Origin of the sequence: Nonomuraea guangzhouensis (genome assembly GCF_019396345.1) — a bacterium.
Taxonomy (GTDB): domain Bacteria; phylum Actinomycetota; class Actinomycetes; order Streptosporangiales; family Streptosporangiaceae; genus Nonomuraea; species Nonomuraea guangzhouensis.
In genome coordinates this window covers 114,486-128,191 of the sequence record NZ_JAHKRM010000018.1, presented here as the reverse complement: position 1 = coordinate 128,191, position 13,706 = coordinate 114,486, and the positions used below count along the sequence as shown (strand labels likewise).

14 protein-coding genes are annotated in these 13,706 nt (G+C 71.5%); 8 read left to right on the top strand and 6 right to left on the bottom strand.

Annotated elements, in window-relative coordinates; all coding sequences use genetic code 11:
* Positions 1 to 97 precede the first annotated feature (97 nt).
* Positions 98 to 1,483 (bottom strand): aminopeptidase P family protein, encoded by a 1,386-nt coding sequence (locus KME78_RS34050; RefSeq protein WP_219533530.1) that lies wholly within the window; start codon positions 1,481 to 1,483, stop codon positions 98 to 100.
* Between the two features lie 162 nt (positions 1,484 to 1,645).
* Here KME78_RS34050 and KME78_RS34045 point away from each other — a divergent pair, with 162 nt between their 5' ends.
* The 4 genes from KME78_RS34045 (at position 1,646) to KME78_RS34030 (ending at position 5,281) form a co-directional block, all read left to right on the top strand.
* Entirely contained in the window at positions 1,646 to 2,074 is a 429-nt protein-coding gene (locus KME78_RS34045; protein WP_219533529.1) for a CBS domain-containing protein, read from the top strand.
* A 103-nt stretch (positions 2,075 to 2,177) separates the two neighbouring features.
* Entirely contained in the window at positions 2,178 to 2,762 is a 585-nt protein-coding gene (locus tag KME78_RS34040; RefSeq protein WP_219533528.1) for an Rv1352/Rv1906c domain-containing protein, read from the top strand.
* 60 nt (positions 2,763 to 2,822) lie between these two features.
* Positions 2,823 to 3,596 carry a cyclase family protein gene (locus tag KME78_RS34035; RefSeq protein WP_219533527.1) on the top strand — a complete coding sequence of 258 codons (774 nt, stop codon included), beginning with the start codon at positions 2,823 to 2,825 and terminating at the stop codon, positions 3,594 to 3,596.
* Entirely contained in the window at positions 3,593 to 5,281 is a 1,689-nt protein-coding gene (locus tag KME78_RS34030; RefSeq protein WP_219533526.1) for a thiamine pyrophosphate-binding protein, read from the top strand. The genes KME78_RS34035 and KME78_RS34030 overlap by 4 nt, the downstream gene beginning before the upstream one ends.
* A 59-nt stretch (positions 5,282 to 5,340) precedes the next feature.
* Here the strand turns inward: KME78_RS34030 and KME78_RS34025 are convergent, their stop codons facing one another.
* From KME78_RS34025 to dhaK, 3 genes are all read right to left on the bottom strand, one after another.
* Positions 5,341 to 5,724, bottom strand: coding sequence for a PTS-dependent dihydroxyacetone kinase phosphotransferase subunit DhaM (locus tag KME78_RS34025; protein WP_219533655.1), 384 nt, complete (start codon positions 5,722 to 5,724; stop codon positions 5,341 to 5,343).
* A gap of 163 nt (positions 5,725 to 5,887) precedes the next feature.
* A complete protein-coding gene (gene dhaL, locus KME78_RS34020) occupies positions 5,888 to 6,631 on the bottom strand; it encodes a dihydroxyacetone kinase subunit DhaL (RefSeq protein ID WP_246652562.1) in 744 nt (247 codons plus the stop codon).
* Positions 6,631 to 7,611, bottom strand: a complete 981-nt coding sequence (gene dhaK / locus KME78_RS34015) for a dihydroxyacetone kinase subunit DhaK (RefSeq protein ID WP_219533525.1) — start codon at positions 7,609 to 7,611, stop codon at positions 6,631 to 6,633. The genes dhaL and dhaK overlap by 1 nt, the downstream gene beginning before the upstream one ends.
* A 46-nt stretch (positions 7,612 to 7,657) precedes the next feature.
* Here dhaK and KME78_RS34010 point away from each other — a divergent pair, with 46 nt between their 5' ends.
* Together KME78_RS34010 and KME78_RS34005 are read left to right on the top strand one after the other, a co-directional pair.
* Positions 7,658 to 8,833, top strand: coding sequence for a cytochrome P450 (locus KME78_RS34010; protein WP_219533524.1), 1,176 nt, complete (start codon positions 7,658 to 7,660; stop codon positions 8,831 to 8,833).
* An 18-nt stretch (positions 8,834 to 8,851) separates the two neighbouring features.
* The gene (locus KME78_RS34005) at positions 8,852 to 9,607 is read left to right on the top strand and encodes a lysophospholipid acyltransferase family protein (RefSeq protein WP_219533523.1); all 756 of its coding nucleotides are present in this window, start codon (positions 8,852 to 8,854) and stop codon (positions 9,605 to 9,607) included.
* Positions 9,608 to 9,707: 100 nt separating this feature from the next.
* Here KME78_RS34005 and KME78_RS34000 read toward each other — a convergent pair whose 3' ends face one another.
* Entirely contained in the window at positions 9,708 to 10,514 is an 807-nt protein-coding gene (locus KME78_RS34000) for a serine/threonine-protein kinase (RefSeq protein ID WP_219533522.1), read from the bottom strand.
* 56 nt (positions 10,515 to 10,570) lie between these two features.
* Positions 10,571 to 11,821 (bottom strand): MFS transporter, encoded by a 1,251-nt coding sequence (locus KME78_RS33995; RefSeq protein WP_219533521.1) that lies wholly within the window; start codon positions 11,819 to 11,821, stop codon positions 10,571 to 10,573.
* A gap of 68 nt (positions 11,822 to 11,889) precedes the next feature.
* Between KME78_RS33995 and KME78_RS33990 the strand changes: the two genes are divergently transcribed.
* On the top strand, positions 11,890 to 12,504 hold the full coding sequence (locus tag KME78_RS33990; protein ID WP_219533520.1) for a winged helix-turn-helix domain-containing protein: 615 nt from the start codon (positions 11,890 to 11,892) through the stop codon (positions 12,502 to 12,504).
* Between the two features lie 296 nt (positions 12,505 to 12,800).
* Complete coding sequence (locus tag KME78_RS33985) at positions 12,801 to 13,694, top strand: siderophore-interacting protein (protein ID WP_219533519.1); 894 nt, start codon at positions 12,801 to 12,803, stop codon at positions 13,692 to 13,694.
* The last annotated feature ends 12 nt before the right edge of the window (positions 13,695 to 13,706 follow it).

Genomic DNA, 13,706 nt, shown 5'->3' with positions numbered 1-13,706 from the left:
TAGTAAGTCGATGCTTTCGCTGGAATTTGAGGAAAAGGTATGAGACCCAGGTCACATGTTGTCAGCCGGCTACGAAATGTGATCAACTCGTAGCCGGTCAGCCCAGTAGCTCGGCCATCCACGATTCGACGTCGGCCGGGTGGCGCGGCAGGGCGCCGGACATCAGGCGGGCGCCGTCGGCGGTGATCACCAGGTCGTCCTCGATCCGGATGCCCAGCCCCCGGAACTCCGCCGGCAGCGTGAGATCGTCGGGCTGCAGGTACAAGCCCGGCTCGACGGTGAGCACCTGGCCCTCCTCCAGCACGCCGTCCAGGTAGACCTCGGACCGCGCGCGGGCGCAGTCGTGCACGTCCAGGCCGAGCATGTGGCCGCTGCTGCACAGCGTGTAGCGCCGGTACAGGCCCGACTCCATCAGCGTGTCCGGCGAGTCGCGCAGCAGCCCCCAGTCGTGCAGGCCCTCGCTGATGACGCGCATCGCCGCCAGGTGGAAGTCGCGGAAGCGGGCGCCGGGCTTGAGGGCGGCGATCCCCGCCGTCTGCGCCTCGTACACCAGCTCGTACGCCTGCCGCTGCACCGGGCTGAAGCGGCCGGACAGAGGCAGCGTGCGGGTGACGTCGGCCGTGTAGAGGGTGTCGGACTCGACACCCGCGTCGAGCAGCAGGAGGTCGTCGCCGTCGAGGCGGCCGTCGTTGCGGATCCAGTGGAGCACGCACGCGTGCGCGCCGGAGGCGACGATGCTGGGGTAGCCGACGGCGTTGCCCTCCAGGCGCGAACGGAGCCCGAACACGCCCTCCAGGTAGCGCTCGCCCCGCGGGTGCCCGAGCGCGGCGGGCAGCGCGCGTACGACGTCCTCGAAGCCGCGCGCGGTGGCGTCGACCGCCGACTGCAGCTCGCCGATCTCCCACTCGTCCTTGATCAGCCGCAGCTCCGCCAGGAAGCCCTCGAACTCCGCGTCGCCCGGCAGCAGCGCGTCGACCGCCGCGTCCACGCCGCCCAGCACCCTGGCGGGCCCCTGCAGCGACAGGTCGCTGATGTGGGCGCAGCCGATCTGGTAGAGCTCGGCGGCCTCCGCCAGGTCGGGCCGCCGCCCCACCCAGAACTCCCCGTAACGCCTGTCGCGGTAGAACTCCTCGCCGTCCTCGCGCGGCGAGCGCGGCCTGAGGTACAGCGTGGCCTCGCCCGACGGCTCGATGACGAGCACGTCACCCGGCTCACCCGCGCCCGTCAGATAGGAGAACGCGCTGTGCGGCCGGAACGGGTAGTCGCTGTCGTTGCTGCGCACCTTCAGCGTCCCCGACGGCACGACGAGCCGCTCGCCGGGGAAGCGGGCGGCGAGCGCGGCGCGGCGCCGGGCCGCCCAGGGCGCGATCGGCAGTGCCGCCACGTCGGTGCGCCGGGTGTCGGCCCAGCCCGTCCGCATGAACGCGGCGAGTTCCGCGGTGATGGGCAGGTCGTGGCTGCCGGTATTGAGCGGCTCTGTCATGACGCATCCTGTTTCACAAGGTCCGTGTACGGCATGCAGCCTACGGGAACGCTTGACGGCGTCCCTACCTGCTTGCTTGCCTGAAAGTGACGCGGGTGAAGCGCATAACCGGAGCCCGCTTGGGGTAACTGCTCGGGATAACTGAGAGCCGAGGTGGTTCAGATGCTCATCGGGACGATTCTGCGCGGCAAGGGAAGCGATGTGACGACCGTGGCGCCGGAGGCCACCGTCCGCGAGCTGCTGGCCAAGCTCGCCGAGCGCAACATCGGCGCCGTGGTCGTCTCCGCCGACGGCGTGACGATCACCGGCATCGTGTCCGAGCGCGACGTGGTCCGGCGCCTGCACGACCGCGGCGCGGCCGTGCTCGACCAGCCGGTATCCGCGATCATGACCTCTGAGGTACGCACGGTCGGTCCGCACGACAACGTCGACGAGCTGCGCCGGACCATGACCACGCACCGCTTCCGCCACATGCCCGTGGTCGAGGACGGGCGGCTGGTCGGCATCGTGAGCATCGGCGACGTGGTCAAGAGCGCGATCGAGGAGCTGGAGACGGAGAAGGCGTCGCTGGTCGACTACCTCCACCGTTGACACAAGTGGGACGCTAATGCCCGTGATGTACGGGCCTCCTCCCGAATACCCGCCGGCTCCTGAATATCCGCGGGCGACGAAAAGTCCGCCGATCATCGTGCTCGTGTCCGGGCTGACCTGCGTGCTGGGGTTTTTGCTCGGGTTCTTCATCGGGATCGGTGCTGAGGAAACGACGGACTCGCCCTCTGCCGCGCCCCAGATGACGGTGACGATCGAGGACTCGACCCCGCCGGCCGACCAGCAGACGGCCCAGCCGGACTCGACCGCGTCGAATCCGGCCGGCCTGGGCCCGACGGGCTCGGCTCCGACGGGCTCGGCTCCAACCGGCTCGGCTCCGACAGGCTTAGGCCCGACGGGCTCGGCTCCGACCGGCTCGGCTCCGACGGGCTCGGACCCGGCAGGCTTGAGTCCGACCGCGTCCGCGCCGGTCGGGTCGTCCGCTCCGCCGGGTGGGCTCGGTGCCGCGCGGACGCTCATCGTGGGCGTGGACATCCAGCCCGGTAACTACCGTACGACGGGCCCCGTGGCAGGCTCGGCCAAGTGCTACTGGGCCCGGATGAAGAGCGCGTCCGCCCAGTTCAGCGATGTGATCGCGGCCGGCATGCCCGCGGGCCCCGCCACCGTGACGATCCAGGCCACCGACAAGGCGTTCCAGACGGCCGGCTGCGCCGAATGGACCAAAGCCTGAGATGTTTGGCGCCGGTCAGCCGATATAGGAGGATGCAGCCAGCCCATCAAGGAGGATGACATGTCGATCTTGCGGAGCCTGGTGGAGAGCCTGCGCGGTGGCGCCATCGAGGTGGTCGATCTCACCTCGCCGCTGTCACCCGAGACGCCGATCCTCCAGCTGCCCGAGCCGTTCGGCAACACGATCCCGTTCCGGCTGGAGGAGATCAGCCGCTACGACGACCGCGGCCCCGCCTGGTACTGGAACGACATCCACACCGGCGAGCACACCGGCACCCACTTCGACGCGCCGATCCACTGGGTGACCGGCCGCGACGGCCAGGACGTCTCCCAGGTGCCCGTGTCCAGCCTGCTGGCACCCGCCGTCGTGCTCGACCTGTCGGCGGAGGCGGAGAAGGACCCCGACTTCCTGCTCCAGATCGACCACGTCAAGGAGTGGGAGCGGGTCAACGGCCCGCTGCCCGACGGTGGCTGGCTCCTCTACCGCACCGGCTGGGACGCCAGGTCCGCCGACCAGGCCGCCTTCCTGAACGCCAACGAGACCGGCCCGCACACTCCCGGCATCTCCGTCGAATGCGCCGGCTGGCTGGCCGACGAGACGCCCATCCTCGGGGTCGGCGTCGAGACCGTCGGCACGGACGCGGGCGCGGCCCACTCCTTCGACCCGGCCTTCCCGTGCCACTCGTTCCTGCTGGGGGCGGGCAAGTACGGCCTGACCCAGCTGCGCAACCTCGACCGCCTGCCGGTCACCGGCGCCGTCGTCCTGGCCCCGCCGCTGCCGATCGTGGGCGGTTCTGGAAGCCCTGTGCGGGTGTTGGCTCTGGTCGAGAGATGATCGTCGCCGAGGCCGTCGGGCGGGTGCTGGCCGAGGTCGGGGTCGACACCGTGTTCGGCGTGGTGGGCAGCGGCAACTTCCACGTCACCAACGCCCTCGTGGAGCACGGCGCACGCTTCGTCGCCGCCCGCCACGAGGGCGGGGCCGCCACCATGGCCGACGCGTACGCCAGGATGAGCGGCAAGGTCGGGATCGTCTCCGTCCACCAGGGCCCCGGCCTCACCAACGCCATGACCGGGATCGCGGAGGCGGCCAAGAGCCGTACCCCGATGATCGTGCTCACCGGCGAGGCGACGGACGTACGTTCCAACTTCCACGTCGACCAGGACGCGCTGGCGGCGGCGGTCGGCGCGGTGCCGCTCCGCGTCACCGCCGGCAGCGAGGCGGTCGAGGAGACGCTGTCGGCCTACCGCGCGGCCGCCCGCGACCGGCGCACGGTGGTGCTCAACCTGCCGCTCGACGTGCAGCAGGACATCGTCCCGTGGCGCGGCCTGATCGGCGAGTTCCTCGACCAGATGATCGCGGCCCAGCGCGTGGTGGCCGGCCCCTTGTCGAGTACGCCTCCGGCCGCGGAGATCGACGCGCTGGCCCGGCTGCTGGCGGAGTCGCGGCGGCCGGTGTTCATCGCGGGGCGCGGTGCCCGGCACGCCAGGGCCGAGCTGGAGGAGCTGGCCGCCGCCACGGGCGCGCTGCTCGCCACCTCCGCTGTCGCCAAGGGCCTGTTCCGTGGCAGCCCGTGGGACCTGGACGTGAGCGGCGGCTTCGCCACGCCCCTGGCCGCCGAGCTGATCCGCGACGCCGACCTCGTCGTGGGATGGGGCTGCGCGCTCAACATGTGGACCACCCGCCACGGCCGGCTGATCGGCGAGCACACCACGCTCGTCCAGGTGGATCTCGACGAGAGCGCGCTGGGTGTCCACCGGCCGGTCAGCCTCGGCCTGGTCGGCGACACGGCCGCCACGGCCCGTACGGCCTTGCACGCCCTCGCATCCACGGCCGCACTTGAATCCACGGGCGGCCCCGAGCACGGCTACCGGTCGGCGGAAGTCGCCGGGCGGATCCGGGCCGAGGGCAGGTGGCAGGCGGTGCGCTACGACGACGAGGGCGGCGGCAGGCGGATCGACCCCAGGACGCTCACGATCGGGCTGGACGAGCTGCTGCCCGCCGAGCGGATCGTGGCCGTCGACTCCGGCAACTTCATGGGCTACCCCGCCATGTTCCTCGACGTGCCCGACGAGCGGGGGTTCTGTTTCACGCAGGCGTTCCAGTCGATCGGGCTGGGGCTGGCGACCGCGATCGGCGCCGCGCTCGCCCGGCCCGACCGGCTGCCGGTGGCCGCGCTGGGCGACGGCGGGGCGCTGATGGGGATCGCCGAGTTCGAGACCGTCGTACGGCTCGGCCTGCCGATGGTGGTCGTGGTCTACGACGACGAGGCGTACGGCGCCGAGGTGCACCACTTCGGGCCGCACGGGCACCCGCTCGGCACGGTCACGTTCCCGCCGGCCGACTTGGCCGCGATCGCCACCGGCTGCGGTTTCGCGGCCGTGACGGTGACCGGGGCCGGCGACCTGGCCGGGGTGGCCGAGTGGCTGAAAGGCCCCAGGGACCGGCCGCTGCTGGTCCACGCCAAGGTGACCAGGGAACGCGGCTCGTGGTGGCTGGAGGAGGCGTTCAAGGGCCACTGAGCTTGTGGTGGCTGGGGGAGGCGTTCAGGGGCCACTGAGCTTGTGGTGGTTGGGGGCGTTCAGGGGCCATTGAGCTTGCGGAAGGCGCGGGCCTCCTCGGCGGCCGCGAGGACGGCGGCCAGGGGCGCGCCCGCGCTCGCCGTGACGGCCGCCGCGATCGCCCCCTCCACGAACGGTACGTCGGCCACCACCACCCGCCCCGGCTCCTCCAGCAGCCGGGCCGTCAGCACCGAGCTGCCCAGGTCGGGCACGAGCACCACACCGTCGCCTCGGTCGACCGCCGCGAGCGCCTTCTCGATCAGGTCGAGACTCGTGCCCAGCCCGCCGTCCTCGGTACCACCCGCCGCCGCCACCGGCGCGTCCGCCCCGGCGATGCCACGGACGAGCGCGGCCGTCTCCACCGCCAGCCCGGCGCTGTGCGCGACCAGCACGATCCCCACCATCACGAGCCCACCCTCCCGGGGCCCACCCACGCGACGCCCGCTTTCATGGGGTCCGCCCGCGTGAGGCTCGCGTTCGGGGGGTCCGCGCGTCTGAGGCGTGCGTTCGCGGGGTCCGCCCGTGTGAGGCTCGCTTTCGCGGGGCCCGCCATCGCTAGTCCCACCATCACGAGGCCGCGGTTGCGACGGTGGCCAGGGAGGCGACGATGAGGGCCGATGAGGCCGCCCCTGGGTCCTCGTGGCCGATGCTGCGCTCGCCGAGGTAGCTGGCTCGGCCCTTGCGGGCGCGCAGGGGGATCGTGGCCCGTGCGCCCTCCTCGGCCGCGCGCGCCGCCAGGTCGAACGCCTCCCGCGCCCCCACCCCATCCCGTACGGCCAGCGCCAGGGCCCGCGATGCCGGGACCAGCGCGTCCACCATGGTCTTGTCGCCCGGCACGGCCTTGCCCAGCTGCTCGACCGCCACCACCCCGGCGTCGAACGCCGCCGCGAATCCGGCCAGCGTCACCGGCTCCGCCACCGCCTTGCCCATGGCCCGGAACGCCGAGCCGTACAGCGGCCCGGAAGCCCCGCCGACGCGGCGGATCAGTGTCGTGCCGGCGGACAGCAGCGCCTGGCCGGGTGAGGTCGGTGGCGAGCCGGTCAGCGCCTTGCCCACCTCGGTGAAGCCACGGTCCAGGTTCGTGCCGTGGTCGGCGTCGCCGATCGCCGCGTCCAGCGCGGTCAGCCGCTCGCGCTGGAGCCTGACCTGCTTGGCGATCTCCTCGAACCAGGCGACGAAGAAGGCCGTGGTCAACACGCCGCCGCCCGCGAAGCCGCCGGCTGCAGGGCCCGTATCGGCAGGACCCGTGTCCGTAGAGCCCGTGTCCACGGAGTCGCCGCCCACGGAGTCGGGGTCCATCGAGGTGCTCATCAGCGCCCCCAGCGCAGCCCCGGCGTCTCGACCGGCGCGTCCCACAGGCGCGTCAGCGTGTCGTCGAGCCGGCAGATCGTCACGGAGAAGCCCTGCATGTCCAGGCTCGTCACGTAGTTGCCCACCAGCGACCGCGTCACACGCGCCCCTTTGCCGTCGATGAAGGCACTCACTTCGGCGAACGCCACGTACAGCTCCATCAGCGGTGTGCCGCCCATGCCGTTCACCATGACCAGCAGGTCACCCTCCAGCGGCAGGTCGCCGTGGATCGCGTCCATGGCCACCTCGGCCAGTTCGCGGGCCGAGGCCAGCGGCGCCCGGCTCCGGCCGGGCTCGCCGTGGATGCCGATGCCCAGCTCCACCTGCGTGTCCGGCAGGTCGAACGTCGGTTTGCCCGCCGCGGGCGTCGTGCACGAGGTGAGCGCGATGCCGAACGAGCGGCTGCGCTCGTTCACCTCCGCGGCCATGCCCGCCACCTCCCTCAGCGGCGCGCCCTCCTCGGCCAGGGCTCCGGCGATCTTCTCCACGAACAGCGTCGCGCCGGTGCCCCGGCGGCCCGCCGTGTAGAGGGAGTCCTGGACGGCCACGTCGTCGTTCACGAGCACGCCGGCGACCTGGACGTCCTCGCACAGCTCGGCGGCCATCTCGAAGTTCAGCACGTCGCCGGTGTAGTTCTTGACGATGTGCAGCACGCCCGCGCCGCCGTCGACGGCCTCGGTGGCGTTGATGATCTGATCGGGCACGGGCGAGGTGAAGATCTCTCCCGGGCAGGCCGCGTCGAGCATGCCGTACCCGACGAACCCCGCGTGCAGCGGCTCGTGCCCCGAGCCGCCGCCGGACACCAGCCCGACCTTGCCCGCGCGCGGCCCCGACGCGCGGTAGACGACCCGGTCGCGGACACGCAGCGACGGGTGCGCCGCCGCCATCCCGGCCAGCGCGTCGTCGACCGCTGATTCGGCCGAGTTGATGAGCTTCTTCATGATGAGAAACATCTGCCCGTTTCCCTGCAAGGACAAGCGTCTTAGCGTGGGCAGGGTGGAACTCGCCTACAGCCCCTACGACCCCGCCGTGAACGAAGATCCGTACCCCGTGTACGCCCGAATGCGGCGCGAAGCGCCCATTTACCACAATCCCGAGCTGAACTTCTGGGCACTGTCGCGCTACGACGACGTAGCCGCCGCGCTCGTCGACAGCGCCCGCTACTCCAGCGACCACGGCCCGGTGCTCGACGGCGGGGTCTGGGGGCCGAAGGCGCGCACGATGCTGTCGTTCGTGGCCACGGACCCGCCCGACCACACCCGCATGCGGTCGGTCATCGCCCGCGGCTTCACCATGCGCCGCGTCGCCGCGCTGGAGCCGATGATCAGGGGGCTCGCCCGCGGCTATGTCGAGGAGGGCCTGGAGAAGGGCACGTTCGACTTCGCCCGGGACCTGTCGGCCAAGCTGCCGCTCGACGTGATCTCCGAGCTGATGGGCGTACCCCCGTCCGACCGGGCCGAGGTACGGGAGCGCAACAACGGGCTGCTCCGGTATCACCCGGGGAGCGATCCGTCCGAGGATGGACTGCGGAATCTCTTCTCGCTGGGCGGCTACTACGCCTCGATCATCGCCGAGCGGCGCAAGGCGCCCCGGGACGATCTGGTCTCCGTGCTCGTCGCGGACGACGGGCTGACCGACGAGGAGATCGTGCCGTTCATGCTCCTGCTGGTCGGGGCGGGCTCGGAGACCACCACCCACCTGCTCAACGCCGCCTGGTACTGGGCCTGGCGCAACCCGGAGCAGCGCGCCGCCGCCTTCGGCGGGGCGATCGCGCCGTGGATGGAGGAGTCGTTACGTTACGACACGCCTGCCCAGGGCACGGCGCGGCGGCTCACCGAGGACACGGTCCTGCACGGCGTCGACCTGCCGGCGGGGACGAGGATGTGGTTGCTGGCCGGGTCGGCCAACCGCGACGAGAGCGTCTTCCCCGACCCCGACGCCTACGATCTGGGCCGCGACACCTCGAAGCTGATCAGCTTCGGCGCGGGCCGCCACTACTGCCTCGGCGCGTCGCTGGCCAGGATGGAGGCCCGGGTGGCGCTGGAGGAGCTGACGAGGCTGATCGCGCCCGACTACGAGATCGACACCACGGGCATCAGGCGCACCAGGCACGGGAACGTGCGAGGCATGCTCAGCCTCCCGACTACCGTCCGACCGGCCTGAATAGGCTACCTTCTGGTCATGGCTGAGATCGTGTACCCGCCGGTGATCGCCGCCGCGCGGACCCTCTTTCGCGTGCTCGACTACCGCTTCCACATGGAAGGGACCGAGCATGTGCCGCGGACCGGCGGAGCGGTGCTGGTCAGCAATCACATCAGCTATCTCGACTTCATCTTCGCCGGGTTCGGTGCGCTGCCGTCCAAGCGGCTGGTGCGGTTCATGGCCAAGCAGGATGTGTTCGAACACCGCATCTCGGGTCCGCTGATGCGGGGCATGCATCACATCCCGGTCGACCGGGGCGCGGGTGCGGGGTCGTACGCGACGGCGCTGCGCATGCTGAAGGCGGGAGAGGTGGTGGGCGTCTTCGCCGAGGCGACGATCAGCCGCTCGTTCACGGTCAAGGAGATCAAGAACGGCGCCATCCGCATGGCTCAGGCGACCAAGGTCCCGGTCATCCCGATGGCGCTGTGGGGGAGTCAGCGGATCTGGACCAAGGGCCGGTCCAAGCAGCTCACCCTGCGGCACGTGCCCATCACGATCCTGGTGGGGGAGCCCATCCACCCCAAGCGCGGCGAGGACGTCAACCAGCACGCCGCCGACCTGCACACGCGGATGTCGGAGCTGGTGGACCGGGCTCAGCGCACCTACCCGGAGATCCCGCCGGGCGTGTGGTGGCAGCCCCGCCACCTCGGCGGCACGGCTCCCACACCGGAGGAGGCCGCCGCCATGGACGCGGCCGAGGCGGAGGCCCGCGCCAAGCGGGGCGAAGAGGAATAGCGACCGGCCGACCGACCGGCCGCGCGCGAGTAGCGGCCGGTCAGATAACGCGGTGAGCGGTCGGATAACGCAACGGCCGCTCACATAACGCGGTGGCCGATCAGATCGCCGCGGGGTAGCTGCTGGCCCGCATGCCCGCCAGCAGCCCGGCCGTCTGCTCGGGCGTGAAGCGGCGCACCGGGTCGTGGGACAGCAGACCCTCGATGAGCGGCCGCATCACTCCGGCCCGGCGCGGCGGCGGGTAGCCGCCGCTCCTGGCCATGCCGAGCACCGTGGCCGCGTCCTGCCCGGGGTAAGGCGGCTGGCCCTCGATGGCGCTGTAGAGCGTCGCGCCGAACGACCACATGTCGGCCTCCTTGCTGGCCGGACCGCCGTGTAACCGCTCGGGGGCCATGAACGCGGGCGTGCCGCGCAGCCGCCGGGTCGTGGTCATCCGTATGTCGCCCTCGACCGTGGCGATGCCGAAGTCCGTCAGCACCACGCGGTCCCCGGTGAGCATCACGTTGGCTGGCTTCACATCGCGGTGCAGCACCCCTGCCTGATGCGCGGTACGCAGCGCGGCGAGCAGGTGCACCCCGATCGCCGCCACCGACTGCGCGGGCAACGTCCCCACCTGAGAGAGCAGTTGGTGGAGTGAGAGGCCGTCGAGGTACTCCATCACGATCCAGAGCTTGCCACCCTCTTCGATGAGGTCGTGGACCGTGACGATGTTCGGGTGGGTGAGGCCAGCGGCCATCCGCGCTTCACGGAGGACCCGGCGGCGGACCATCTCGGCCTCACCGCTGAGGGTCAGCTCCTTGAGCGCCACCTCACGATGGAGAAGCTGGTCGAAGGCCCGCCAGACGACTCCCATACCTCCACGACCGGCCTCCTCATTGAGGAGGTACCGTCCGCCGATCTCCCGCATGCCATCCCCTCATTGCTCGGGGTAATCATGTCATCTCGGGGTAGGCCAAAGTGTGACTAACGTGATCTGAATGTGTCGAGAACGGAAGGTGTGCTGGTCAAGGGGTGAGAAATTCGATCGTGTAAGGCGCGCCACACAAGCCCCACGGCCATCAAGCAGACCCCTGTGGCGCCCGCGAGCACGACGGTCAACCCGGCCAGTTCGGCCACCACCCCGCCGAGAGCGGCCCCCACCGGCATGCTGCCCATGCCGATCAGCCGGTAGGCCGAATTGACCCGGCCGAGCAGTTCGGCCGGGATCAGCCGCTGCCGCGTGGAGATCACCAGGACGTTGGCGGCGGCCCCGGCGACACCCCACACCACGGCGGTCGGGTACACCAGCCAGGCGACGGGCCAGAACACCGGCACGAGGTGCAGCAGGGCGCTCACCAGCCAGGCGCCGACCAGCGTCCGGCCCTCCCCGAACAGCCCGGAGACCCGCTCCGAGATGAGCGACCCGGCCACCGCGCCGACGGCCAGCGCGGTCATCATCAGGCCGTACGCGCTGGGCGACATTCCGATCCGCGACCCGTCCCCGACGGCCCACAGCACGAACACTCCCCAGTAGGCGGCGCTGGCGAAGTTCAGCATCCCGGCAGAGACGGCCAGGGTCCGCAGGAAGCGCTGGGACCAGAGATAGCGCTGGGCCTCCACGATGTCGCGCAGCAGGGACCGCCTGGGGCCCCGCGCGGCAGGCGTCCGGTAGGAGCCCCTCATGCCCAGCAGGAGCAGGCCCGCGGCGCCGTACAGGAGGGCGGGGCCGCCGACGACGGCGGCGGGCAGCAGCGTGACCACGAGGCCCGCGATCGGCGCGCCGGCGAACTCGTTGCCGATCATCTGGGCGCTCTGCACCCGCCCGTTCGCCGCCGTGATGCGCTCGGGCGGCACCGCCATCGGCAGCACCGACTGCGCCGAGGTGTCGGCGAAGACCTCGGCCACGCCCGCCAGCAGGACAGCGGCCAGCACGACCCACAGGTTCAGCAGCCCGAGCAGGCCGAGCCCGGTCGCCACCGCGAGCACGGCCGAACGGGCGAGGTTGGCCAGCACCATGATCCGCCTGCGGTCGAGCCGGTCCGCGATCGCGCCCGCGTGCAGGGCGAACAGCAACCACGGCAGCGTGGCGGCCGCCCCGGTCAGCGACACCAGCGTGGGGGACCGGGTCATCGACACGGCCAGGAGCGGCGCGCCGACCTTGAGCACGCCGTCCGCCAGGTTCGACAGCGCGGTCGAGGACAACAGGAAGCCGAACGATCGGCCGAGACGTGGCATGGCCCACTCCGATAGTGTGTAAGGAAAACTATGCACAGGTTTCTTTGCAAAGATAGGTGTGCACGGCCATGCAGAGCAAGCACTATTCCGCCAGGACGCTCGACGCGAACGCGCTGAAGTCGTTCGCGCACCCGCTGCGACTGCGCATCTACGAGCTGCTCGACGAGCACGGCCCGTCGACGGCGACCCGGCTGGCCGGCCTGCTCGACCAGAACACCGGGGCGACCAGCTACCACCTGCGCGAGCTGGCCCGCCACGGCATGATCGAGACGGTGCCCGAGCTGGGCAAGGGCAAGGAGAAGTACTGGCGGATCGTGCCGGGCGGCTTCTCCTACGGCGACCCCTCGGCCGACGCGCCGGGCGATCCCGAGGTGGCCGGCGCGTTCGCCTTCCTGCTCGACGACCTCGTCCGGCAGCGTGGCGCCGAGCTGGCGCGCTGGCGTGCGGAGGGGGCCACGACTCCCGAGGAGTGGGTGCAGGCGAGTGGCCTCGGCCGCCGGTCGATGCGGCTCACCGTGGCCGAGACGCGGCAGATGCGCGACGAGGTGTTCGAGGTGCTGGAGAGGTACCGGACGAAGGCCGACCGCCGGGAGGTCGAGTCTCCCGGCGCCCCCGATCCGGCGACCGGACGCGTGGTGGTCCACTTCGACGTGCTGCCCGTCGGCGGCGGCCAAGGCGCCTAGGGATATCCCTAGGTCCGGCCCTGTCGCGACGCCGCCGATCTCCGCCTAATGTCCTGCATCAGGCTTCCGTACTCCGTCCGCATGCCGGGCGCGGCGCCGCCGAGGGAGCGGGCGATGCTCGGCGGCGCCGCAGCCCACATCGCAGACCTCCGAGTCCTCCGGACATGGGCTCGGAACGGCGAACGCCCCCGTCCCGGGCTGGAGGGACGGGGGCGTTCGCCGTTTCCGGGGGCCGGGCTGGTCGATCAGCTACGGTTAGGTTAGCCTCACCTTAACGAAACGAGGTGGAGCTGACGATGACCGAGCCCTTTCGCATGTTCGACGTACGCGTGAACCGGTTAGCCCGCCTGAGCCCGTCGTTCCTGCGCGTGACGTTCGAGGGAGAGGACCTGCACCTCTTCGCGGACAACGGGTTCGATCAGCGGATCAAGCTCATCCTGCCGGTCGACGGGCACGGGCTGGAGCACCTGCCGTCCGGCCCCGACTGGTTCCCGCGCTGGCGCGAGCTGCCCGACGAGCGGCGCAACCCGCTCCGTACCTACACCGCCCGCCTGGTCCGCCCCGAGGCCCGCGAGGTGGACGTGGACGTGGTCCTGCACGAGCACGGAGACGGCCCCGTGGCGCGCTGGGCGGCCGAGGTGCGGCCGGGCGACGTCGCGGTGCTGCTCGGCCCCGACGCCCGGCACAGCGGGCCGCACGGAGGCCTGGAGTTCCACCCGCCCGCCGACACCGGGGCGGTGCTGATCGCCGGCGACGAGACGGCCGTCCCCGCGATCTGCTCCATCCTCGAACGGCTGCCGGCCGGCTACCAGGGCGAGGCCCTGATGGAGGTGCCCCGCGCCGACGACTTCCTGCCCGTCGACACGGCGAGCGGGGTGAAGGTCACCTGGCTGGCCCGCGACGGCGCGGAACGCGGCGCCCTGCTCGGGCCCGCCGTCAGGGTCGCCGCGGAGCGGCTGCTGCCGCCGCTGCCCACCCCGGACTCCTTCGAGGACGTCGACGTGGACGTGGAGGAGCTCTGGGAGGTGCCCGAGGAGTCGCCGTACGGCCCGCTGTACGCCTGGCTGGCCGGCGAGGCGGGCGTGATCAGGACGCTCAGGCGGCATCTGGTCGCCGAGCGGGGGATGGACCGGCGGGCCGTGGCCTTCATGGGCTACTGGCGGCTGGGCCGCGCCGAGCACAACGAATAAGGGAGTCTCCAG

Excerpts from the sequence above, each read along its gene's own strand:
- KME78_RS34050 (WP_219533530.1), bottom strand. The coding sequence starts at position 1,483 with ATGACAGAGCCGCTCAATACCGGCAGCCACGACCTGCCCATCACCGCG.
- KME78_RS34045 (WP_219533529.1), top strand. The coding sequence starts at position 1,646 with ATGCTCATCGGGACGATTCTGCGCGGCAAGGGAAGCGATGTGACGACC.
- KME78_RS34035 (WP_219533527.1), top strand. The coding sequence starts at position 2,823 with ATGTCGATCTTGCGGAGCCTGGTGGAGAGCCTGCGCGGTGGCGCCATC.
- KME78_RS34030 (WP_219533526.1), top strand. The coding sequence starts at position 3,593 with ATGATCGTCGCCGAGGCCGTCGGGCGGGTGCTGGCCGAGGTCGGGGTC.
- KME78_RS34025 (WP_219533655.1), bottom strand. The coding sequence starts at position 5,724 with ATGGTGGGGATCGTGCTGGTCGCGCACAGCGCCGGGCTGGCGGTGGAG.
- dhaL (WP_246652562.1), bottom strand. The coding sequence starts at position 6,631 with ATGAGCACCTCGATGGACCCCGACTCCGTGGGCGGCGACTCCGTGGAC.
- dhaK (WP_219533525.1), bottom strand. The coding sequence starts at position 7,611 with ATGAAGAAGCTCATCAACTCGGCCGAATCAGCGGTCGACGACGCGCTG.
- KME78_RS34005 (WP_219533523.1), top strand. The coding sequence starts at position 8,852 with ATGGCTGAGATCGTGTACCCGCCGGTGATCGCCGCCGCGCGGACCCTC.
- KME78_RS34000 (WP_219533522.1), bottom strand. The coding sequence starts at position 10,514 with ATGCGGGAGATCGGCGGACGGTACCTCCTCAATGAGGAGGCCGGTCGT.
- KME78_RS33995 (WP_219533521.1), bottom strand. The coding sequence starts at position 11,821 with ATGCCACGTCTCGGCCGATCGTTCGGCTTCCTGTTGTCCTCGACCGCG.
- KME78_RS33990 (WP_219533520.1), top strand. The coding sequence starts at position 11,890 with ATGCAGAGCAAGCACTATTCCGCCAGGACGCTCGACGCGAACGCGCTG.
- KME78_RS33985 (WP_219533519.1), top strand. The coding sequence starts at position 12,801 with ATGACCGAGCCCTTTCGCATGTTCGACGTACGCGTGAACCGGTTAGCC.